18 protein-coding genes and 1 tRNA gene are annotated in these 21,742 nt (G+C 68.7%); 13 read left to right on the plus strand and 6 right to left on the minus strand.

The window, feature by feature from the left end:
• Positions 1 to 38 precede the first annotated feature (38 nt).
• Both LXN01_RS02970 and LXN01_RS02975 read left to right on the plus strand, forming a co-directional pair.
• The gene (locus tag LXN01_RS02970; RefSeq protein ID WP_236863037.1) at positions 39 to 1,349 is read left to right on the plus strand and encodes an MATE family efflux transporter; all 1,311 of its coding nucleotides are present in this window, start codon (positions 39 to 41) and stop codon (positions 1,347 to 1,349) included.
• A 46-nt stretch (positions 1,350 to 1,395) separates the two neighbouring features.
• A complete protein-coding gene (locus LXN01_RS02975) occupies positions 1,396 to 1,995 on the plus strand; it encodes a GNAT family N-acetyltransferase (protein WP_236863038.1) in 600 nt (199 codons plus the stop codon).
• A gap of 176 nt (positions 1,996 to 2,171) precedes the next feature.
• Here LXN01_RS02975 and LXN01_RS02980 read toward each other — a convergent pair whose 3' ends face one another.
• Both LXN01_RS02980 and LXN01_RS02985 read right to left on the minus strand, forming a co-directional pair.
• Positions 2,172 to 3,479: a M1 family metallopeptidase gene (locus tag LXN01_RS02980; protein ID WP_236863039.1), complete on the minus strand. Its 1,308-nt coding sequence runs from the start codon at positions 3,477 to 3,479 to the stop codon at positions 2,172 to 2,174.
• 17 nt (positions 3,480 to 3,496) lie between these two features.
• Entirely contained in the window at positions 3,497 to 7,720 is a 4,224-nt protein-coding gene (locus LXN01_RS02985; protein ID WP_236863040.1) for a Pls/PosA family non-ribosomal peptide synthetase, read from the minus strand.
• Positions 7,721 to 7,789: 69 nt separating this feature from the next.
• On the opposite strand from LXN01_RS02985, the gene LXN01_RS02990 reads away from it, so the two are divergent.
• A complete protein-coding gene (locus LXN01_RS02990) occupies positions 7,790 to 8,440 on the plus strand; it encodes a 4'-phosphopantetheinyl transferase family protein (RefSeq protein ID WP_236863041.1) in 651 nt (216 codons plus the stop codon).
• On the opposite strand, the gene LXN01_RS02995 is transcribed toward LXN01_RS02990, so the two are convergent.
• Complete coding sequence (locus LXN01_RS02995; protein WP_236863042.1) at positions 8,364 to 10,205, minus strand: alpha/beta-hydrolase family protein; 1,842 nt, start codon at positions 10,203 to 10,205, stop codon at positions 8,364 to 8,366. The two genes, LXN01_RS02990 and LXN01_RS02995, sit on opposite strands and share 77 nt — an antisense overlap.
• 110 nt (positions 10,206 to 10,315) lie before the next feature.
• On the opposite strand from LXN01_RS02995, the gene LXN01_RS03000 reads away from it, so the two are divergent.
• Positions 10,316 to 11,083, plus strand: coding sequence for a 2-keto-4-pentenoate hydratase (locus LXN01_RS03000; RefSeq protein WP_236863043.1), 768 nt, complete (start codon positions 10,316 to 10,318; stop codon positions 11,081 to 11,083).
• Between the two features lie 132 nt (positions 11,084 to 11,215).
• Here LXN01_RS03000 and LXN01_RS03005 read toward each other — a convergent pair.
• Positions 11,216 to 11,289, minus strand: a tRNA-Pro gene (locus LXN01_RS03005).
• Positions 11,290 to 11,422: 133 nt separating this feature from the next.
• On the opposite strand from LXN01_RS03005, the gene LXN01_RS03010 reads away from it, so the two are divergent.
• The 8 genes from LXN01_RS03010 to LXN01_RS03045 all read left to right on the plus strand — a co-directional run bounded on the left by LXN01_RS03010 (position 11,423) and on the right by LXN01_RS03045 (position 17,999).
• The gene (locus tag LXN01_RS03010; protein WP_236863044.1) at positions 11,423 to 12,313 is read left to right on the plus strand and encodes a DUF881 domain-containing protein; all 891 of its coding nucleotides are present in this window, start codon (positions 11,423 to 11,425) and stop codon (positions 12,311 to 12,313) included.
• Entirely contained in the window at positions 12,310 to 12,642 is a 333-nt protein-coding gene (locus LXN01_RS03015; RefSeq protein WP_236863045.1) for a small basic family protein, read from the plus strand. Before LXN01_RS03010 ends, LXN01_RS03015 begins: the two co-directional genes overlap by 4 nt.
• Positions 12,639 to 13,517, plus strand: coding sequence for a DUF881 domain-containing protein (locus LXN01_RS03020; RefSeq protein ID WP_236863046.1), 879 nt, complete (start codon positions 12,639 to 12,641; stop codon positions 13,515 to 13,517). The genes LXN01_RS03015 and LXN01_RS03020 overlap by 4 nt, the downstream gene beginning before the upstream one ends.
• A gap of 109 nt (positions 13,518 to 13,626) precedes the next feature.
• Positions 13,627 to 14,031, plus strand: coding sequence for a glycine cleavage system protein GcvH (gene gcvH / locus LXN01_RS03025; RefSeq protein ID WP_236863047.1), 405 nt, complete (start codon positions 13,627 to 13,629; stop codon positions 14,029 to 14,031).
• Complete coding sequence (locus LXN01_RS16490; protein WP_425547681.1) at positions 14,031 to 15,005, plus strand: FHA domain-containing protein; 975 nt, start codon at positions 14,031 to 14,033, stop codon at positions 15,003 to 15,005. The genes gcvH and LXN01_RS16490 overlap by 1 nt, the downstream gene beginning before the upstream one ends.
• 14 nt (positions 15,006 to 15,019) lie before the next feature.
• Entirely contained in the window at positions 15,020 to 15,496 is a 477-nt protein-coding gene (locus LXN01_RS03035; protein ID WP_236863048.1) for a bifunctional nuclease family protein, read from the plus strand.
• A gap of 62 nt (positions 15,497 to 15,558) precedes the next feature.
• Positions 15,559 to 16,959 carry a class II 3-deoxy-7-phosphoheptulonate synthase gene (locus tag LXN01_RS03040; protein ID WP_272902160.1) on the plus strand — a complete coding sequence of 467 codons (1,401 nt, stop codon included), beginning with the start codon at positions 15,559 to 15,561 and terminating at the stop codon, positions 16,957 to 16,959.
• Positions 16,960 to 16,961: 2 nt separating this feature from the next.
• Positions 16,962 to 17,999, plus strand: a complete 1,038-nt coding sequence (locus LXN01_RS03045) for a threonine aldolase family protein (protein WP_236863049.1) — start codon at positions 16,962 to 16,964, stop codon at positions 17,997 to 17,999.
• Positions 18,000 to 18,110: 111 nt separating this feature from the next.
• Here LXN01_RS03045 and LXN01_RS03050 read toward each other — a convergent pair whose 3' ends face one another.
• A complete protein-coding gene (locus LXN01_RS03050) occupies positions 18,111 to 20,165 on the minus strand; it encodes a protein kinase domain-containing protein (RefSeq protein ID WP_236863050.1) in 2,055 nt (684 codons plus the stop codon).
• Complete coding sequence (locus LXN01_RS03055) at positions 20,162 to 21,253, minus strand: lytic transglycosylase (RefSeq protein WP_236863051.1); 1,092 nt, start codon at positions 21,251 to 21,253, stop codon at positions 20,162 to 20,164. Before LXN01_RS03055 ends, LXN01_RS03050 begins: the two co-directional genes overlap by 4 nt.
• 122 nt (positions 21,254 to 21,375) lie before the next feature.
• Between LXN01_RS03055 and LXN01_RS03060 the strand changes: the two genes are divergently transcribed.
• Positions 21,376 to 21,729 carry an Rv2175c family DNA-binding protein gene (locus LXN01_RS03060; RefSeq protein WP_236863052.1) on the plus strand — a complete coding sequence of 118 codons (354 nt, stop codon included), beginning with the start codon at positions 21,376 to 21,378 and terminating at the stop codon, positions 21,727 to 21,729.
• The last annotated feature ends 13 nt before the right edge of the window (positions 21,730 to 21,742 follow it).

A 21,742-nucleotide genomic window follows, 5' to 3' on the forward strand; every position in this document is an offset into this window, starting at 1 on the left:
GGGGCGGGCCCGCGAGGCTGCTGGCTAGGATGGTGCGCATGCGTGCACTCGACCGGGACATCCTGGGACTGGCTGTCCCCGCGCTCGGCGCACTCGCCGCGGAACCGCTGTTCCTGCTGGCCGACACGGCGATGGTCGGCCACCTGGGGCCGTCCGCGCTCGGAGCGCTCGCGATCGCGTCGACCATTCTGCAGACCGTTCTGGGCCTGATGATCTTCCTCGCCTATGCGACCACTCCGCGGGTCGCCCGCAGACTTGGTGCGGGGGACCAGGCGGGTGCGATCAGCGCAGGATTCGACGGGATCTGGCTGGCGCTCATCACCTCGGCGGTCCTGCTCGTCGTCGGCCTGCCGTTCATCGACACCGCGGTGGGCTGGTTCAATCCCACCGCCGAGGTGGCAGCCGGCGCGGTCGGCTACCTCACCATCTCGTGGTGGGGGCTGCCATTCATGCTGACCGTGATCGCGGCCACCGGTCTGCTCCGCGGACTGCAGGACACGCGAACGCCGCTGTACGTGGCAACCGGGGGCTTCCTCGCCAACATCGGACTCAACGCCCTGTTCATCTACGGCCTCGAGATGGGGGTGGCAGGCTCCGCACTCGGGACCCTCATCGCCCATGTGGCCATGTGCTCGATCTACCTGGTCATCGCCGTTCGAGCCGCGCGGCGGTTCGGCGCCGGACTGCGACCCGACTGGCGCGGCGTGCTGTCCTCGGCCCGCACCTCGGGCTGGCTGCTGCTGCGCAACGGCTCCCTGCGCGCTGCCATGATCATCCTCGTCGTGCTCGCCACCGGTCTGGGCACTGTGCAGCTGGCGGCGATCCAGGTCATCCAGACGCTGTTCAACGCGCTGGCGCTGGTGCTCGACTCGCTGGCGATCGCCGGTCAGGCGCTCATCGGGCTCGAACTGGGGCTGCGGCGGCGAGATCGGGTGGCGGCGATCAACCGACGCCTCATCCAGTGGGGGATCGGGTTCGGAATCGTGGTTGGAGCCCTGCTCGCCCTGGTCTCGCCGGTCCTCGGCCGCGTGTTCACCCAGAACTCCGAGGTCGCCGGCCTGATCACGGGCCTCGCGCTGATTCTGGCAGTGGGAATGCCCTTGGCCGGGTACGTCTTCACCCTCGACGGCGTTCTCATGGGTGCCGAGGACTCGCGGTACCTGGCCGTCGCGCAATTCGGCGCCCTGCTGGCGTACTGCCTGCTGCTGGCGGTGGTCTTCCGAACATGGCCCAATGTCCACGTGCTGTGGGCGTGCTTCGGCATCGGCTTCGTCGCCTGGCGGGCGATCGGGCTGGGCTGGCGGGTGCGCAATGACAAGTGGATCATCCGCGCCGAGCAGCGCACCTGACCAGAACATCGATCCGGACCGCGAACCGCTTGAAAGGAGTGCCGAGATGAGAATCATCCCCGTACCCGCCGATGCCGAGGAGCTGCTGCTGCCGTTCCTGCAGCTGTGCGTCAACTGGTCGATCGACCGGCCACACCTCGATGTCGATGCCATCCGGGCCGACGACCAGCTCCTCCGCTATGTCACCGACTGGGGAAGGGACGGCGACCTCGGCGTAATGGCGATCCCCGACACCGCGCCGGGTGGCATTGCGCCCGGTGACACTGCACCCGGCGCCGCTGATGCTGCGTCCGCTGATGCGGCCGACGGTCCGCACGGCCGGTCAGCAGATGCCAGCGCGCCGGCCGCGCCGGCAGGTGCGGCATGGATCCGCATCTTCGCCGACGATCCCGGATTCGGGTGGGTCTCCGATTCGATCCCGGAGCTGTCGGTCGCGGTGCTCCCCGAACACCAGGGCGAGGGCATCGGCCGGCGCCTGATCTCGACGCTCATTCAGATGGCGCGACTCTCCGGAGTCGAGGCGATCAGCCTCGCGGTCGAAGAGGGCAACGGCGCGCGTCATCTCTATGACGAGCTGGGGTTCGTCGCGGTCGGCAGCAGCGGGAACTCCGTGGTCATGCTGCTCGACCTCGCTCCGGAGGCCTGATTCCCGGCCATCGCAACCAGTCGGTGATCGCCAGGAGAAGGTCGTGAATCGCGCGGGCGGGACGCGGGATTGCCGGTGATTCCGACGCGCGATCGCGGACGTCAGGGCCTCAGCCGAGACTGAACGGCATCCGAACCGCCTGCTGGGTCATGGCAGGTCGCGAACCGCCTGCTGGGTCACGGCAGGTCGGGGAGCTCCCGCTCGAACAGCCAACCATGGAGGACATCGGCAACCGGTCGAGCGCACACGTTCTCGGCGTGGATCAGGAACGTGTCGGTGCTCACCGTCCCGAACCGGTTCTTCTCGGTCCACGAGCGCAGGATCCGGAAGAAATCGTCGTCTCCCGTGAAGCTTCGCAGCGCGTGCAGCGCCAGCGCTCCGCGCTTGTACACCCGGTCATCGAACATGTCCTCAGGTCCTGGGTCGGTGAGCACGATGTCCTGGTCCTCGCGCGCAAGTCGGGAGTGGGCGGCGCGCGCCTGCTCGTCGGCGCTGTCCTTTCCCGCGGCCTCGGACCACAGCCACTCCGCGTAGCAGGCGAAACCCTCGTTGAGCCAGATGTCCGACCACTGCGCCGGAGTCACCGAATTGCCGAACCACTGGTGGGCGAGCTCGTGGGCGACGAGGCGTTCGGCCTCCCAGTCGTCAACCAGGTGGTTGGGGCCGAGGATCGACAGGGGCTGGGATTCGAGCGGGATCTCCAGCGGGTCATCCGTGACGACGACCCCGTAGTGGCCGAACGGGTAGTCGCCGAACAGCGATTCGAAGGTGTCCATCATCGCATGCTGCTTGGCCAGCGCCCCCTGGGCGCGCTGCCACTGGGACTCCCCGCAGGCCAGCATCAGCGGCACCCGTGAAGGGGGATGCGAACCGCTGTCGACGCGCCCCGACCGGTACTGACCGATCTGCACGGTGGCCAGGTAGGTGGTCAGCGGCTGGGCCGACTCCCAGGTCCAGGCAGTCCGTCCCGCCTTCCGCGTGGTGTTGACGAGCTCACCGTTGGAGATCGCCATGTATTCGGATTCGACCAGGATGGTGCAGCGGAACGTCGCCTTGTTGCTCGGGTGGTCATTGCACGGAAACCAAGTCGCCGCCCCGTTCGGCTGCCCCGCGACGAGCACGCCGTCCTCGAGCTCCTCCCATCCGACATCACCCCAGGTGCCCATCGCCGGTCCCGGGTTGCCCGAATAGTGGATGTCGAAGGTGATCTCCTCGCCGGCGGCGAAGCACTCCTGGGCTCGCACCACCAGCTTGGACCGGTGCATCCGGAATCGGTGGCGCCGGCCGTTGACGAGAACCCTGCTCGCCGCGAGCCCGATGAGATCCAGCTCGATCGCCTGAGCGTCCTCGAGCACGCGTCCGCGCAGCACCGCGTGACCGGCGAGCCGGTTGGGATTGATCTTGTAGTCGAGGTGGAGATCGTAGTGGTCGATCCGCACCGCTGCGGTGCCGGATGTGGGGGTGTAGGCGTCGAGTTGGCTCATCTGGCGGGTTCGGATCCTCACGGGTTCGGCTCGGCGATCGGGGTCTGCCGGATGGGCGGGGCGTCCGGGGCAGGCGGATTGGCCAGACTCGGGTCGGGCTTCAGACTTGACTGCGGCATCGGCGTGGGGCCGGCGACCGGGTCGCGCAGCGGCTGCGTCGAGGTCGGTTCAGCACCCGCCGGGCCGACTGCGTCTTCGGAACCCGAGCCCGAGGCGGTGTCCGAATCAGGGTCCGCATCGGAGCTCCCATCTGTGCCAGGGACGGTGTCCGAGTCGGGGCCTGCGCCCGAACCGGGTTCGAACGAGCTTTCGGGCAGCGCCGGGGCGTCGACCCACGGCACCACGGGATTGCCCGAGAAGTACGAGTCCGCGGGAACGTACTCCCCGCGCATCACCAGCGAGGCCGGACCGACGGTCGCTGCACGGCCGAGCTCCGCAGCCGGGAGGATGACGCTGTTCGGGCCGAGAGTCGCGCCCTCGCCCAAGGTCACCGTTTCCAGCGACATGACGCGATCGTGGAACAGGTGCGTCTGCACGACGCAGCCGCGGTTGACGGTGGAGTTGTCCGCAAGGCTCACCAGATCGGCTTCCGGCAGCCAGTAGGTCTCGCACCACACCCCGTGGCCGATCCGCGCACCGAGCGCGCGCAGGTACCAGACGAGAGCCGGCGTTCCGACTGCCGTGCGGGTGAACCAGGGCGCGGCGATGAGTTCGACGAAGCAGTCGGCGACCTCGCTGCGCCAGACGAAGGAGGACCACAGGGGGTGCTCACCGGTGTGGATCCGCCCGACGAACAGCCACTTCGCGATTACCGCCACCCCTGCGGCGACAGCCCCGGCCAGCATCATCACGAGTCCGGACAGGACGGTGATCAGCAGCGCGGGCACCACGCTGCTGATCCCGGCAGGAACGGAGGGGAGGGCATCAACGAGCTGTGACCCGAGCTGGAGCAGCCATTGCAGGGCTGCGAACACTCCCACAACCATCGCGCCGGCGGCCAGCACCGCGAGGATCCGGAGAGTCTCCCACGTTCCGCGCAGCACCTTCAGCCGGGTCGGCGGGTCATAGGTCAGGGATTCGTCCGCCGCCACTTCGGCGCGGCGCAGCTCGACCGGCGGTGAGCCGATCCACGAGCTGCCCTTCTTGGCCTTCTGCGGGGCGGCCGAGAGCACCGCGACGAGCGAGTTCTTGCGGACGCGACGTCCGGCGGCGGCCATGCCCGAGTTGCCGAGGAATGCTCGCTTTCCGACCTTGGCGCGTCCGATCCGCATCCACCCGTGGCCGAGCTCGTAGGAGGCGACCATGGTGTCGTCGGCGAGGAACGCACCATCGGCGATCTGGGTCATCTTCGGCACCAGCAGCACGGTGGAGGCCTCGACGGCGCGGCCGACCCGGGCGCCGAGGATGCGCAGCCACACCGGGGTGATCATGCCGGCGTAGAGCGGGAACAGCAGATCGCGGGCCATGTCCATGATCCGCTCAGTCGCCCAGACACGGTAGCCCATGGCTGACCGCACCGGGTGCAGTCCTTCCACCAGCCCGACAGCCAGGGTGCGCACCGCGATCACGATGAGCGCAGCGGTGAGCACGAACCAGACCGCAGCCAACAGCGGGGCCCAGGCCAGCAGCTGCAGGGGGGCGGCGAACACCTCGGGCCCGGAGACCGCGACCATCAGCGCCAGCGCGGGCACTGCGGCGAGATAGGGGATCGCCGCATGGAGCAGCGACCCCACCGCGTAGAGCAGGAACGGTGCCCGGCGCCGCTTCGCGGGCGGATCCGGCCACGTCTTCCTCGCCTTCCCCTGGCGCACCGCCGGGGATCCGGAGAAGACCTGATTCTTGCCGACCTTGCCGGTGACCGCAGACCCGGGCTCGACCTGGGCGCCCGCTCCGATCCTCGTTCCCGGCATCAGGGTCGAGCGGGCGCCGACGGTGGCGAACTCGCCGATGTGGATCTCGCCGATGCGCAGCAGATCACCGTCGACCCACCAGCCCCGCAGATCCACTTCCGGCTCCACCGCAGCACCTTCGTCCAGCGTGAGCAACCCGGTGACGGGCGGAATCGTATGCAGGTCGACATCCCGGCCGATCCGGTTGCCCAGCAGCCGCGCGTACAGGCTCACCCAGGGCGCCGAGGCGACGGAGACGGCGGCGGCGAGGTCAGCGATGTGCTCGGCCAGCCACAGGCGGATGTGCACGCTGCCCGAGCGCGGATAGACGCCGGGCCCCACGTTCCTCAGCAGGGTGCGGGCAGCGAGCGCGGAGATCAGCATCCGTCCCCAGGAGGTGACGAACACGAGGTAGAGCACGATGATCAGCCACCAGGGAGTGCTGATCGTGGGCGCGCCGAAGAACGCCGCCACGTTGCAGAGCACCAGCGTCAGCACCACCCAGCGCATCGCCGAGAGGATGTGGAGCGGAACTCCGAGCAGCGTCTGCAGGACTTGCATGGAGCGCCCGGTGCGCCGGACCCGCCGGGGTCGACGGTGGACGTTCTGGGGCGCGTCCGCGCCCGTGCACTGCTCCACCAGGGCGCCGAACCGGGGATAGGCGTAGATGTCGCCGACGGTCACCGAGTGGTGCCGGGCCCGGAGCCGGGACACGAGCTGGGCGGCGGCCAGCGAGCCGCCGCCGACGTCGAAGAAGTCGGTGTCCATCCCCGGGGCGGCGCCGAGGACTGCCGTCCACTGCTCGCCGATCCATTCCGCGTGGGCCGGCAGCGGCTCTGCGGAGTCGCCGGCGCTCAGCGAGGTCAGCGGCCAGGGCAGAGCATTGCGGTCGACCTTGCCCGAAGTCTTGGTGGGCAGCTCGTCGACGACGGCGAGGCGGGGGACGAGCGCGGGTGGCAGCACCTCGCGCAGCCGTTCGGTCCACTCGTGGATGAGATCCGACTCCGGCCGGTCGGCGGACTCCGGTGATGCGACGAGGTAGCCGATGAGCAGCTGGGTGCCGCTCGGGGTCGACTTCACCGCCGCGGCTCCGCCGGCCGCTCCGGGCAGCGCCTGCAGCGCGGCGTCGACCTCCCCGAGTTCGATCCGGCGGCCGCCGAGCTTGACCTGCTCGTCGGCACGGCCGACGAAGAGCATGCCGGCCGGATCGTTGACGACGAGGTCGCCCGACCGATAGGCCCGCTCCCAGCCCAGAGTGGGCATCGGCGCGTACTTCTCGGCGTCCTTGACGGGGTCGAGATAGCGGGCCAGGCCCACGCCGCCGATGATGAGCTCGCCGGTCTCGCCCTCGGCGACCGGCACACCGGCCGAGTCGACGACGGCCAGGTCCCAGCCGTCGAGCGGCAGGCCGATACGCACCTCGCCCTGGCCCAGCGGCGCCGCACAGGCGACGACGGTGGCCTCGGTGGGACCATAGGTGTTCCACACCTCGCGCGTGCCGTCGGAGAGCCGCTGCGCGAGCTCCGGCGGGCAGGCCTCACCGCCGAAGATCAGCAGGCGGACATTGTCGAGGGTCTCCGACGGCCACAGAGAGGCCAGCGTGGGGACGGTCGAGACGACCGTGATGTTCCGCTCCGACAGCCATGGCCCGAGGTCCATGCCGGACTTCACGAGCGAGCGCGGTGCAGGAACGAGGCAGGCACCGTGGCCCCAGGCCAGCCACATCTCCTCGCAGCTGGCGTCGAAGGCGACGGACAGGCCGGCGAGCACGCGGTCGCCCGGCCCGAGCGGCTCGTCCTGGCAGAAGATCCGTGCCTCGGCGTCGACGAAGGCGGCGGCCGACCGGTGGGTCACTGCGACGCCCTTGGGCTTGCCGGTCGAACCGGAGGTGAAGATCACCCAGCAGTCATCGTCCAGACCGGGGGCGCGCAGTGCCGGCGTCCGGTCGAGCGGTCGGTCCGTGTACCGGGTGACCGTGGGGCCATCGGTGACGACGGCGGCCACGGCGGCCTCCTCGAACACCGTGCGCGCTCGCTCATCGGGATCGTCGACATCGACGGGGACGTAGGCCGCGCCGACCATGAGGATCGACAGGATGGAGACGTACAGGTCGACGGTGCCGCTGGAGACCCGCACCCCGACCTTGTCGCCGGGGCCGACTCCGTGTTCGGCCAGCCGCAGCCCGAAGTCGCGCATCGCCGGCAGCAGCTGTGAGTACGTCAGAATGTGAGTTCCGTCGTCGATGGCGGGAGCGTCGGGATAAGACGCAGCCATCTCCAGGACGATGTCGATGAGAGTGCGCGCCGGCGGGGCGAGATGAGCCCCGGGGAACTGCGGAGGATACGTTGTCACAGGCCTTCAGTACGATCGTGGTAGCAGTGCGATGCGGAAAAGTTGACCTTTGGATGATAGTCCGAGTTTATGAGTTTCTCCGGGGAAGAGGTGGATCCGCAGGTGCTGTGGTCGTGTCGGATGGGCGAGGAGGCCGCCGCGGTCGTCCGGGACCTGGTCGTCGAATCCCGGCGGGTGCTCCCGGGTTCCGTCGAGGTGCTGCACGAGCGCGGAGTGCCCGAGGCGAGGCTCGGGGGCGTTCGGATCGAGGTGTCGATGGCGCGCAGCCACGGGTATGTCGCCGCCTGTGCCGCGCCCGACTCCTCGGTCGGCTGGCTGGGAATCGACGTCGAAGCCGTCGAGCCGTTCCTCGCCTCGGGGACCCGGGCCTCGGACTTCGCCGGGGTCGCCTTGGGGCCGGCGGAACTGAGCTGGTTCAGAGCGGCGGCGGGCGCCTCGGAGACCCAGCGGCTGCTGTGGCTGCTGCGCACCTGGGTGCGCAAGGAAGCGGTGCTCAAGTCGATGCACACCGGACTCGACACTGCTCGCGGGGGACTGGCGCCGAGCGCGGTCGCCCTGAGCGCGCCCTGGGAGAGCGCCGCCTGTCTCAGCCACCCGGACCTCACGGTGACCGACCTGTTCAGCGACGCGCACGGGGACGCCGTCATCCTCGCCGCCGCACAGAACCCTGCCGCCGCTCGTCCGCCCGCGAGGCCTGTGGACGGAGCAGCACCCGGCTGAGTCCGCTGAGCAGGCTGCGCCGTTCCCCCTCCATCCTGCCGGCCTGCCACGGAGCCGGATCGGTCAGCGGCAGCGAGCCGGACCTCGCTCCCAGGTCATCGGCGATCGCGTCGCCGATCCGAGCACACGCCTGCTCGCTGAGCCCGGTGTCGAGCACCGCGTTCCAGTAGTGGACGACCTCCCGGTGGTAATTGTGCCCGAAGCCGCCCGGCAGCTTCACGGATCGAGGCATGTCGGAGGTCAGCTGCCAGAACGTGATCCACGGCATCCAGTGCACGGCCGAGCTGACGTCGGTCCCGCGCCGCTCCTCGAGCCAATCCGGCCGGCGCCAGATCAGTCGCGGCTCCCACCACACGATCGGATCCGAGGCATGCTGGGCGTAGACGATCCGGGGAGACTCCCACTGCGGGTACGGCTCTCCGTGGGCGGCGGTGCGCAGGTCCGCAGGACGACTGACGAACCGCACGCGGTCGCCGCGGCCCACCACCGGCAGGATCTCGGGGGAGAAGCTGCGCCGGTCAGCTGTGAGCTGGGCGTGGATCCGCGTGGTCCGCGGGGTTCCGGTCCACACCGCACCGTCGATGCCGGCCTGCATGTGCTCGGAGCTGCGGAACGCGCCGTGCCCGCCGAGAGCACCCAGGGATTCTCCGGCCAGGTAGATGCGCGGCCGACGCTCGGCGGGGCAGCGTGCGATCCGCTCGGAGACCGCTCGGAAGAGCTCTCGGGAGGCGTCCTGGGCCTGCCTGCGGTGGATGAGGAACGCCAGCCACGAGCCGGCGAAGCTGTACTGCACGGCGGCCGTCGCACACCTTCCGCCGGTGAGGTATTCGAATGCCTCGACCGACCATTGGGGAATCCAGCCGGAGCCGGTGTTCGTCACCAGCAGGATCGCGTCCCGCTCGAACGCGCCGGCCCGCTCGAGCTCAGCGACTGCCGCATTGGCGGCCTCGGCGAGGTCGGGATGCCCGAGTCGGCCGATGAAGACCCGGATGGGCGTCTGCGTGGACAGTTCGACGCGCTCAGCGCAGCGGCCCTGGACGGCGGACAGCACCTCGGTGATGCGTGCGGCGCGCGGTCCGGCACTGACGAAGCCACGACCGTGATACCCGAGGGTGGCGAAGGGCTCGAAGGATGCCCGCGACCCGGTGCGCTCCGGTTCGGGCGGGGCGGTGCTGATCGACGGTCGCGCGAAGTCCGAGATCACGGCCTGGCTGCCGATCCGGTTGAGCGTCGAGGACAGCACCGAGCGCCAGGTGTAGGCGATCAGCCCGAGGACTGCGGTCGAGAGCACCGCCTCGGGCAGGAAGGGCAGGCGGCGGCGCAGCCTCCGCACGGCCAGCTGCCGGCCGCTTTCGGTGAGGGCCAGGAGAACGTCGATCGCCAGCCACCCGGCGGCCCCGACCACGTAACCGGCCAGCTGCTGCCGCGTCGTGTCGGAGTGGATTCCGGTGAGACGGCCGATCTCGGTCTGCCTGACCATCGAGCGGTCGAGCGCCACGGTGGTGCCGGTGACCGCCGCGGCGAGGATCAGGGTGTTGGTGCGCCAATGGAACTCGGTCTCCTCCGGAGGGCGCGTCGGCAGGCTCACTCGACGCCTGCGGCGCAGCGGGGAGAGGAAGGACTCGACCGCCTCGGCGATCTTCTGGCCTGCGAAGGCGTTGGCGGCGACATTCACCGCCGTCATCCACCAGGTGCGGGGAATCAGGCTCGGACTCAGTGCGGCCCAGGACGCTGCATGGGCGGCAGCGGCCGAGATCCTCTTCACGCGATCTCCTTCTCGCCAGGGACGTCTCCGCTCACTGTAGCGAAGCGCGCGGACGCGTTCCGCAGCGCTGCCATCGGACTCCGCGACCCGTGCCGCTATCCTCGGAGACCATGGAGACGAGAATCCACGAGGCCGCGAAGCGGCTGCAGCAGGCGGCGAGGACGGGCCGGCCGTGCATGCCGGTCCGTCACATCCCGGATATGACACTGGAAGACGCCTATGCGGTCCAGGAGCTCATCATCGCCGCGCTCGAGTCAGCGGACAACCCGCGGGTCGGGCGCAAGATCGGCCTGACGTCGGACGCGGTCCGGGCGCAGCTCGGGGTCGACCAGCCCGATTTCGGCGTCCTGCTGGCGGACATGGAGGTGCCCGAGGGGGAATCGCTGCCGTGGAGGCGGCTGATCGCCCCGCGGATCGAGGCGGAGATCGCGTTCGTGCTCGGCGCCGATGTCTCCGACACCTCGCCCGAGGCGGTCGCCGAGGCCGTCGATTACGCGGTGCCCTCGTTGGAGATCGTCGACAGCCGGATCGCCGGCTGGGACATCGGGATCGTGGACACGGTGGCCGACAACGCCTCGAACAGCCTGTTCGTCCTCGGCTCTGCCCGCCGAAGGCTGTCCGACTTCTCGCCTGTGGCCGCAGTGATGACCTTGCGGCGGAACGGCGAGATCGTCTCGGAGGGCACCGGGGCCGATTGCCTCGGTGATCCGCTGCGCTCGCTGACCTGGGTCGCTGCGCAGGCCGCCGACCACGGCCGGCCGCTGCGAGCCGGTGAGGTGATCCTCACGGGAGCGCTGGGACCGATGGTCCCGATTGCGCGGGGTGACGAGTTCTCCGCAGAGATCAGCGGCCTCGGCGCGGTGAGCGTGAGAGCCTAGCGATGGGCAGGCCGCGGGGGACCTCGCCGACGACATCGGCCTGGTGCTGCCTGACCGCGGCATCCCCCAACCGCAGTGGGCGTCCGGAACTTAAAAAATCCCGGAGCCGCAGGGCGGTTCCGGGACGAGCAGTCGGGCTAGCGGGATTCGAACCCACGACCTCTTGACCCCCAGTCAAGCGCGCTACCAAGCTGCGCCATAGCCCGATCGCATCGCGGTGAGGCGAAACGATCCTGGACCACTGTATACCTGCTTCTGCAGGCGAGCAAAACGGCTCGCGGCGCCTGTGGCACGATAGAAGCCCGTGTGGTCCCGCGAACCCTGGGGGAGGAGGAGAGCATGGCCGATGATCACCGAGATCGCCGCCGGGCGCGTCGATTCGCTGAGCGTCGGATCACCTCCCGCGAGTACGACCGGCCGCGCCAGTCGTACTCGTCATCCCTGCTCGAGTCCCTGTGGAACCGCACCCCCGAGCCGGACTACGCCATCGCGGCACGGAACCGGCAGCCGCGGACCAAGGCCTCGAAAGCGCGCTCCGGTGCGGCGGCCATCGTTCTCGGCGTCGTCTTCACCGCCTCGGCCGTGCAGGTGCTGCGCACCGAGCAGACCCAGCGGGGCACGACGGAATTCCTCCTCGAGCAGATCGAGACCCAATCCGCAGCGAACGAGGAGCTCGCCATCGAGAACGAACGGCGGATCGCGGAGCGCGCCGAAGCTCAACAGGCGGTGCTGAGTCCTGAGGAGGCGCAGAAGCTGACGGCGGTGGCGATATCGGCGGGTGCCGAGGAGCTCAGCGGACCGGGCGCGGTCGTCACCCTGCAGGACCGGCAGCAGGCTCGTGGGGACGGCGACCCGCGCGCGCTGGCGGGCACGGAGAACGCGGTGCAGGACACAGATCTGCAGACCGTGGTCAACGGGCTCTTCGCGCTCGGCGCGGAAGGCGTTGCCATCAACGGCCACCGGCTGACCAGCTGGTCGGCGGTGCGCGGGGCGGGCAGCGCGATCCTGGTGAACTATGACCCCGTCGAACCACCGTACGAGGTGGTCGCAGTCGGCTCGGAACAGCTCGGCGAGGAATTCCTCGACTCACCGACCGCCGACTACCTCGCCACCCTGCGCTCGGAGTTCGGGATCGTGACCGACGTGAGCAGCGAGGAGACCTCGATTCCCGCCGCCGAGGTGAGCGCGCCGCGCTATGCCGCGCCCGCCGACCAGGAGGATCTGCTGTGATCGCCATCATCGGGCTCATCATCGGGATCGTGCTCGGCATCATTCTCGACCCCTCGGTTCCCGCGGCCATCCAGCCCTACCTGCCGATCGCGGTGGTGGCGGCGCTCGATGCGCTCGCCGGCGGCCTGCGCGCCGTGCTCAGCGGCAACTTCGATGACCGGGTCTTCGTGATCTCGTTCTTCTCGAACTCGCTGGTCGCCGCTCTCATCGTCTTCCTCGGGGACAAGCTCGGTGTCGGCTCTCAGCTGTCGACCGGCGTCGTCGTGGTCCTCGGCATCCGGATCTTCACCAACGCCGCGGCGATCAGAAGGCAGCTGTTCCGCGCATGAGCGATGCAGAGGACCCCCGGCCCGACGCGCCCGATCAGCAGCGGCTGCGGACACGACGTGAGGCGATGGCACAGGAGAGGGCGGCCGAAGCATCCCCCGGTGAGTCGGATGGCGACCGAGGCGGGCGGCAGCGGACGACTCCGGGGCCCAATCCGGAGCCCGAGGACTCGGGAACGCGCGAACAGTCATGGCTGCGGCTGAAGTCCGCGCTGGTGCCCCGGCTGGGGCGCTCACAGCTGTTGGCTGCGATCCTGTGTGCGCTCCTCGGCTTCGCCCTCGTCGCTCAGATCCAGCACACGGAGGACTCCGGGCTGGCCACTCTCTCCGAGCGCCAGCTCGTGCGGGTCCTCGACGACGTCGACGATCGCAACGAGCGACTGGAGGCCGAGGCCGCCCAGCTGGCCCGGGACGAGGAGGAGCTGCAATCGGGAAGCAATCAGCGCGAGGCGGCCCGGCAGCAGGCGCAGAACCGGGCCGAGGCGCTGTCCGTCCTCGCGGGCACCGTGCCCGTCACCGGGCCCGGCGTCGAACTCAGGATCGCGGGATCGCCGGGGACGATCACCTCGACGAACCTGGTTGCTCTCGTGCAGGAGCTCAGGGACGCCGGTGCCGAGGCGATCGAGATCAACGGCGTCCGGATCGTGGTCGACACCTACTTCACGGAGGGATCCCGTGGGGACCTCTTCATCAACGACGAGCCGGTCAGCCTCCCGATCACGATCACCGCGATCGGGGACTCCGAGACGCTGGCGACTGCCATGCGCATCCCGGGGGGAGTGGGCGACACCATCGAGCAGCGGGGAGGTGAATTCACGGTCACTGCCCACGACGCCGTCGACATCGACAGTGTCGTCCCGCAGGTGACCGAGGAGTAGCGGCTGCAGTCCGGCAATGGGTACTCCGGGGCAGACTCGGCGCCCCGATGTCCTGCGCGGTGCTCGAGCGGTTATGCTGGTCTCACCACGTCGAACAGCAGGAGAAGACATGGCCACCTTGAACTACCCGGCTGATCTGAAGTACTCGCGCGACCACGAGTGGGTTGCCGAGACTCAGGATGATGCTGTCGTCCGAGTCGGAATCAGCGATTTCGCGCAGGACTCGCTCGGTGACGTCGTCTTCGTCGACCTGCCCGAAGTCGGTGACACGGTCACCGCTGACGAAACCTGCGGCGAAGTCGAGAGCACGAAGAGCGTCTCGGACGTCATCTCCCCGGTGAGCGGAGAGATCGTGACGGTCAATGACGACATCGTCGACGGCCCGGACTCCATCAACAGCGACCCGTACGGCGCCGGATGGCTGTTCGAGGTGCGGTTGAACGATTCTGCTGAGCTCGATGCGCTGATGGACGCAGAGAGCTACAAGAGAGAAGTCGAAAGCGAGGGAGCCTGATGTCGCAACAGCACCGTCCGGGGAACAACTCCGGAGAGCCGCAGGCCCCCTGGTACGGCGGCGAGGAGTCCGCGCAGGCCCCGAAGACCTTCCCCTTCGCCTCGCTGGAGCCTGACGATGGCCCCCAGGACGCCCAGGCCGGAACGCAGGGGCAGCCCTACGGCTCCCAGGGCCAGCCGTACGGGTCTCAGGGCCAGCCGTACGCTTCGCCGAACCAGCCCGCCAGCTTCCAGGGCCAGGGGCAGGGGCAGCCGTACGAGCAGCAGGCGCAGCCCTACGGCCGACCGGCACCGGAGCCCCAGCACGGGCAGCAGGGATACCCGCAGACCCAGGTCAACAATCAGCAGACTCAGTCCTACAAACAGCAGTCCGATCCGTATTACGGCCAGCCGCAGCACGGTTCCCAGGGGCAGAGCTACGGCCAGGCACCGTCTCATCCGGATCAGCAGCAGCCCGAGTCCGGCGGCTGGCATCAGCAGCCCGGACAGCCGCACTCCGGCCAGCCGCAGCCCGGTTCACAGGAGCAGTCCTACGGGGTCGATCGCGGAGCTCCGCGGCATGCTCGGCCGGCGGACGGCCGGACCGCCCAGGGCCAGCAGCCGTTCCACGGAGTCCTCGATCCGCACACCGGCGAGATCCACCCGGTTCCCGACCTCGAGAACCTGCAGGAGACCGACGCCCTGCTGATCGTGGTGTCCGGTCCGGATGCCGGGGCCCAGATCCTGTTGGACACGGACGTGGTCACTGTGGGACGCAGCCCGAATGCCGACATCTTCCTTGACGACGTCACTGTCTCCCGCAAGCACGCAGAATTCGTGCGGACTCCCTCGGGCTTCACCCTGCGGGACACGGGCTCGCTCAACGGCACGTACGTCGGGCGTCAGCTCATCGACTCGATCGAGCTGCAGAACGGCGCCGACGTGCAGATCGGCAAGTTCAGGATGATCTTCCAACAGCGTCCGCGTTCAAGCTGAGGCCGCGGAACTCTATGGCACGAATCGAAGTCGAGGTCGTCGGAGTCCGGATCGAGCTGCCTGCGAACCAGCCCATCCTGCTGCTCAAGGCGGTCAACCTGCCCCAGTACCTGCCGATCTGGATCGGTGCGGCCGAGGCGAACGCGATCGGCATCGCCCAGCGGGGCCTGACACCGCCGCGGCCGCTGAGCCACCACCTCATGGTCGACATCGTCGAGGCGTATGGCGACTCCCTGTCGGAAGTCTTCATCTCCGGCCGAGAGCACCACACCTTCCTGGCAGAGCTCCACACCGAGGGTGGTAAGGTGATCTCCGCCCGTCCGTCGGACGCGGTGGCGATGTCGCTCATCGCCGAATGCCCGATCTACGCCGACGAAGACCTCATCACCGAGAGCGGAATCGAGGCGCCGGCACCGGACGAGGAAGAAGTCGCGCAGTTCCGCGAGTTCCTCGATCACGTGTCGCCGGAGGACTTCGAAGGGCGCTCCTGAGGTCCTGGCGAATCCCATCTTCCAATCATTTCAATCGCAAAACCAGGTGAGAATTCGTGAGTCTGAATATCAGTCGTGTGTACGAAGCAGCGGGGCACGCAGAGGCCAGCGCCGAGACCGTGGAAGGTCTCGACGCGTGGCGCGGGATGAATCCTCAGCAGCAGCCGACCTACACCGACCCGGCGGAGCTCGCGGAGGTCCTGGAGCGGCTGCGGTCCGTGCCGCCGCTGATCTTCGCCGGTGAGGCGGACCAGCTCAAGGACCGCATCGCCGCGGCCTCCCGGGGCGACGCCTTCGTGCTGGCAGGGGGTGACTGCGCGGAGTCGTTCGCGGACGCCACAGCCGACAAGATCCGCAGACGAGTGCAGACCGTGCTGCAGATGGCAGCTGTTCTCACCTACGGTGCATCCGTGCCGGTGGTCAAGATCGGTCGGATGGCCGGCCAATTCGCGAAGCCCCGGTCATCGGATATCGAGACCCGCGACGGCGTCACGCTGCCGTCCTACCGCGGGGACATCGTCAACGACCATGAGTTCACCGCGGAGGCTCGGCGCCACGATCCGCACCGGCTCCTGTACGCGTACCAGGTGTCATCCTCGACGCTGAACCTCATCCGCGCGTTCACCACCGGCGGCTTTGCCGATCTCCGCCTGGTCCACGAATGGAACCGCGGCTTTCTTGCTTCGAACCCCAACTACCATCGCTACGAGCAGCTGGCGCGCGAGATCGACCGCGCACTCAAGTTCATGGATGCCTGCGGCGCCGACTTCGATGCCATTCGGTCGGTGGAGTTCTTCTCGGCGCACGAGGCGCTGCTGCTCGAGTACGAGCGGGCTCTGACCCGCATCGACTCCCGCACAGGCGATCCGTACGACGTGTCGGGGCACTTCCTGTGGATCGGCGAGCGGACTCGGCAGCTCGACTCGGCCCACGTGGATTTCCTGTCGCGCGTGAAGAACCCGATCGGAGTCAAACTCGGGCCCACCGCCACAGCGGCGGAGGCCCTGGCCCTTGCCGACAGGCTGGACCCCGAAGGCGAACCGGGCCGGCTCACCTTCATCACCCGCATGGGTGCCGGAGTGATCCGCGAACGCCTGCCCGTCCTGCTCGCCGAGATCGGCGATCGGCTGCCGCAGGTCACGTGGGTCTGCGACCCCATGCACGGCAACACCATCACCTCGAACACGGGCTACAAGACCCGGCGGTTCGAAGATGTGATGGGGGAGGTCGCCGGATTCTTCGACGCGCACCACGACGCGGGCACGATCCCGGGCGGCCTGCACATCGAGCTCACCGGCGACGACGTCACCGAGATCCTCGGAGGCGCCTCGGAGATCGACGAGGAGGGCCTGCGGCGGCGCTACGAGACGCTGGTCGACCCGCGCCTCAACCACGACCAGTCCCTCGAGATGGCATTCCAGGTCGCAGAGCATCTGGCGGAGCACCAGAGGACTCACGGCTGAACATGATCGATCTGCGCTCGGATACGGTGACCAGGCCGTCGCTCGGGATGCGAAGGGCGATGGCGGAGGCAGAGGTCGGCGACGACGTCTACCGCGAGGACCCCACCGTCAACTCCCTGGAGGAGAGGACAGCGGAGCTGCTCGGTCACGAAGCGGGACTGTTCTGTCCGAGCGGATCGATGACCAATATGCTGGGCATCGCAGCTCAGGTTCCGCGCGGGTGGGAGGTGCTCGCGGAGTCGCAGGCGCACATCCTGCGCGCGGAGTGCGGCGGGCACGCAGCCCTGGCCGGAGTCACCTCGCGCACGTGGGTTTCGGCTGATGGCACCTTCGACGCTTCGCAGGCGCTGTCGCTGGTCAGCCGTCCGCGCGGCTACAACCAGGTGGGGACGGCAGTCGTGTCGGTGGAGAACACCCACAACTTCGGCGGCGGCAGGATCGCCGACTTCGAGCAGCTGAGCATCCTGCGCAGCCGGACTCGCGAGCTCGGAGTGCGGGTTCACGTCGACGGTGCCAGGCTGCCCAACGCGTCCGCGGCGACCGGCATCAGCCTGTGCGAGTACGGCCGGCTGGCGGATTCAGTGTCGCTGTGCTTGTCGAAGGGGCTCGGCGCCCCTGTCGGCAGCGTCCTCGTCGGCTCCACGGACCTCGTCGAAGAGGCTCGCAGCCTGCGCAAGCGCTACGGCGGCGGTATGCGTCAAGCCGGAATCCTCGCCGCGGCCGGCCTGTGGGCGCTCGGCCACAACGTGGGTCGGGTCGCCGAGGACAATGCCGGCGCTTCCGCGATCGCTCACAGGATCGCCGAGGTCGATCCGACCGTCGTGGATCCGCAGACCGTGGAGACGAACATCGTGTTCCTCGACCTGAGCTCGACCGGGCTCGACGCCGAGGCGTTCGCCGCGTCCGCTGAGGCCGCGGGCGTGCGCGTGTCGGTCATGGGGGAGACATCGGTGCGCATCGTCACCCACCTCGATATCAGCGCCGACGACGTGCGGAGAGCCGGCGAAGTGCTTGCCCGGTGTGTGAGCGAGAACGCCTGAGGCGATCTTCCCGACTGAGAGGCGCGCTCCTCCCGACTGAGGAGATCGACCTTCTCGTTCCGCTGGAGGTTCGTCCCTGTCCCGGTCAGGAACTCAGCCCCGGTCTGGAACTCAGCTCTCGTCCTTCGCCTGCGCGTCGTCGGGCTTGTCCTCGTCCTTCTTGTCGTCTGCCTTCGCGTCCTTCTTGTCGTCGGCCTGCGCCGGCTCCTTGCCCTTCGAGACCTTGAGGATGACGAGCTCCCCGGGGCTGGTCTCAGCCTTGCCGCGCGGATACTGCGAGACGACTCGCCCCTTCTCGACCGAATCGTCGAATACCTCTTCCTTCGCGACCAGGAAGCCCAGGCGGGTGAGCTTGCCGAACGCAGTGTCGTACTCCAGCCCGGTCACGATCGGCACAGTCACCGGTGCGACGCCCTTGGAGACCACGATGTCGACGGCAGTTCCCTTGGTGACCTGATCTCCGGGCCCCACCGACTGCGAGATCACCACACCGTCAGCGACCGACCCGGAGTGCTCTCGGGAGACGCTGCCCACGGTCAGCCCTGCTGCTTCGATCGCGTCGCGCGCCTCGTCCTCGCTGCCCCCTGTCACGTCCGGCGTGCCGAACAGCTCCTCGCCCTTGGAAACCAGGATCGTGACCACCGCATCGGGCGCCAGCTCGGTCCCCGGGCCCGGTTCGGTCCCCACGACCCGTCCGGCGGGCACTGAGGTGTTGAAAACTTCCTTGGTGCGGATATCGAAGCCGGCGTCGGCGATGGTGCGGGAGACGTCCTGCTGGTCCTTGCCGACGGTCGACCCCGGAACCTCCGCCACGGGGTCGGTGCCGACGGCGAACCCCCAGCCGACAAGACCGAGCGCGACTGCGGCGCTCACGACACCGGTCAGCCGCTTGCGCTTCCGATGAGGGTGGGCGGCCGTCGCCCCGGACGAGAGGTGCCGGGTGCCGCTGCCACGGGAGGACCTGGGCGGCGCCCCGGCAGAATTCGCAGCGAGCGTCTCCTCGTCGCGGGATTCGCGAGACTCGGAGGCCTCACCCGCGGTGCGGCGTGCGGAGTCATCCCGGCCGAGAGCGGCCTCGTCATCGTCGGCCGGTTCGGAGTCGGCGGACGCGGCGCCGGCCGAACCGGCCCCTGCATTTCCGGAGGAGTCGCTGCGAGCGCCCGATCCAGCACCCCGAGCACCTCTCAGATACGGGATCTCATCGGTGCGGGCCTCGGGTTCCTTGGGCTCCAGTCGCTCCGGATCCTCGTCGACGACGATCGTGGCGGTGAGCACTGCCTGGCCCGTGGCGGGCACCTCCTGGTCGGAACCCCAATCGAGTTCGTCGTCGGTGAGGGAGGTGCGCGCCTCGGCCAGCGCTGTCCTGAGGGCGGTGGCAGACTCCGGCCGGTCATCGGGATTGCGGGAGGTCGTCCACAGCACGATCGCGTCGAGGAGGGGGCTGATCCCCGATGCCGCCTCCGACGGCGCCGGCACCGTATCGTGAACGTGACGGTAGGCCACCTGAATGGGCACCTCATCCGTGTAGGGCTGGCTGCCTGTCAGCATCTCGTAGAACATGATGCCGAGGGTGTAGAGATCGGTGCGGGAGTCGGCGCCGGTGCGCGTCACGAGCTCGGGAGCGACGTATCCGACGGTGCCGATGAGTGTCTTGGTGGTCGTCGCGTTGGTGACGGAGCGCGCCAATCCGAAATCCGCGAGCTTGATCTGGCCGTCGGTGCCGAGGAGGACATTGTCGGGCTTGAGGTCGCGATGGATGATTCCGACAGCGTGGACCGCCTCGAGCGCGGACAGCACGGCGTCCATGACGACGATCGCCTGCCGCGGGGTCAGCCGACCGCGGTGTCTGAGCTCCCTGCGCAGCGTGACGGATTCCAGATACTCCATGACGAGGTACACGACGTCGCCGTCGCGGCCCTGGTCGTGGACGGCCACCAGGTTCGGGTGGCTGAGCCTGGCCGCGTTGATGGCCTCGCGGCGGAAGCGCTCGACGAAGGACTCGTCAGCGGTGAGGTGCGCGTGCATCACCTTGATCGCGACCTCGCGATCCAACCGCAGGTCGGTGCCGCGATAGACCATCGCCATCCCGCCTCGGGCGACCACGGAATCCACTCGGTAGCGATGGTCGAGGACGACGCCGAGCAACGGGTCCTTGAGAGTCATCATGAGTTCTGCCCCTGTGCTCGGAAGCGTTCCTTGGTCACCTGGACGTTGCGCACGTAGCGCTGGGTGTCGGCGTAGAGCCCGTTCTCGCGCACCGAACCGAGTCCCTGGTAGTACCCTGCAAGCGCCTGCGACTCGGATTCGGCGTTGCGCTTGAGCCAGCGGAGGATCGCGACCCCGGCAACGATGTTGTCCTCTGTGTCGAGGAGATCCAGTTCGCGTCCCGTCAGGTTCTGCGCCCAGTCTCCCGAATCGGGGATCACCTGCATGACGCCGATGGCATTGGCCGGAGAGACGACGCGCTGATTGAATCCGGACTCCTGCTGGGCGACCGCCAGTGCGAGGCTGGGGTCGACACCCATCTGGCGGGCGGTGGCCCGCACCAGGTCCTTGACCTCGTCCTTGGACGGGGCGCTCCGCTCCAGCAGGATCTTCTTGTTGATGCGGGCGGCGCGGTGGACGTCCTCGGGGTATTCCCGGCCCTCGAAGCTCTTGGGCAGATAGGGCAGGTCCTCGTCCTCCGGAACGGGCGGACGACTGCTGGTGGCACCCGACCCGGAGAGGGCAAGCACCTCACCTTCGCGGATCACCGTCGAACTGCCCATCGCGTTGGCCTTCTGCAGGTCCGGAACGGTCGTTCCATGCGCCCGGGCGATCGAGGACAGGGTCTCTCCTGCTCGAACACGATGACCAGCTGGTGCCGTCGGCGCGCTCTGCTCCGGCAGGGACAGGATCTGTCCGGGCCTGATCGTCGCCCGACCGCGGAGGTTGTTGAGTTCGATGACGGCCGGGGCGGAGACCCCGTGCGCTGCTGCGATGGAGATCACGGTGTCGCCGGCCTTGACCCGGTAGGTGCGGCCGCCATGGGACACCGGGACGGCGTCCGTGGTCGTCCCCGAGGTGAAGCCGGGGCCATCGGCATGATCTCCCGGCAGCCGCTGCTGCCGGTCGTCGTCCGGGATGCTGCTGACATCCTCGCCCGCGGCTGATCCCGCAAGGAGCGCAGCGACCATCAGCGGAGCGGACGCGGCCGCGGCAGAGTACGCGCGGCGGGCCCGAGGCGACGTGGGACGCTTGGCTGTTTCACTCATGCGATGACCTGCAGTTCGTAGGGGGAAGGCAATCTGCGGATTACGTCACAACCAGCCTATCGGGGAGTCTGCTCATCGCAGTCGAGCGTGCGCGTCCGGCGTGTCGGGTCTAATCTGGTCAGGTGACCAATTCACTGAATCTCGTAGACGATTGGCTGACCCTGCCCGATATCGCTGATGCGACTGATGTCGGAATCTCCAAGGTCCGCCGCTGGGTCGAGGATCGCGCGATCGCCGGAATCAAGCACGGCAGTCCGAGCGTCTTCCAGGTGCCGGCCCTGTTCCTCAAGGAGGACGCTCCGGTGCCGCACCTCAGAGGGACCTTGGTGCTGCTCGCGGATGCAGGATTCGATGACGACGAGGCGATCGTCTGGCTCTTCACTCCCGACGACTCCCTGCCCGGCCGGCCGATCGACCTCCTGCGGGAGGGGAACAAGGGCGAGGTCCGGCGCCGCGCTCAGGCGCTCGCCTTCTGAGGTTCGGGAACCG

Origin of the sequence: Brevibacterium daeguense (genome assembly GCF_021729135.1) — a bacterium.
Classification (GTDB): domain Bacteria; phylum Actinomycetota; class Actinomycetes; order Actinomycetales; family Brevibacteriaceae; genus Brevibacterium; species Brevibacterium daeguense.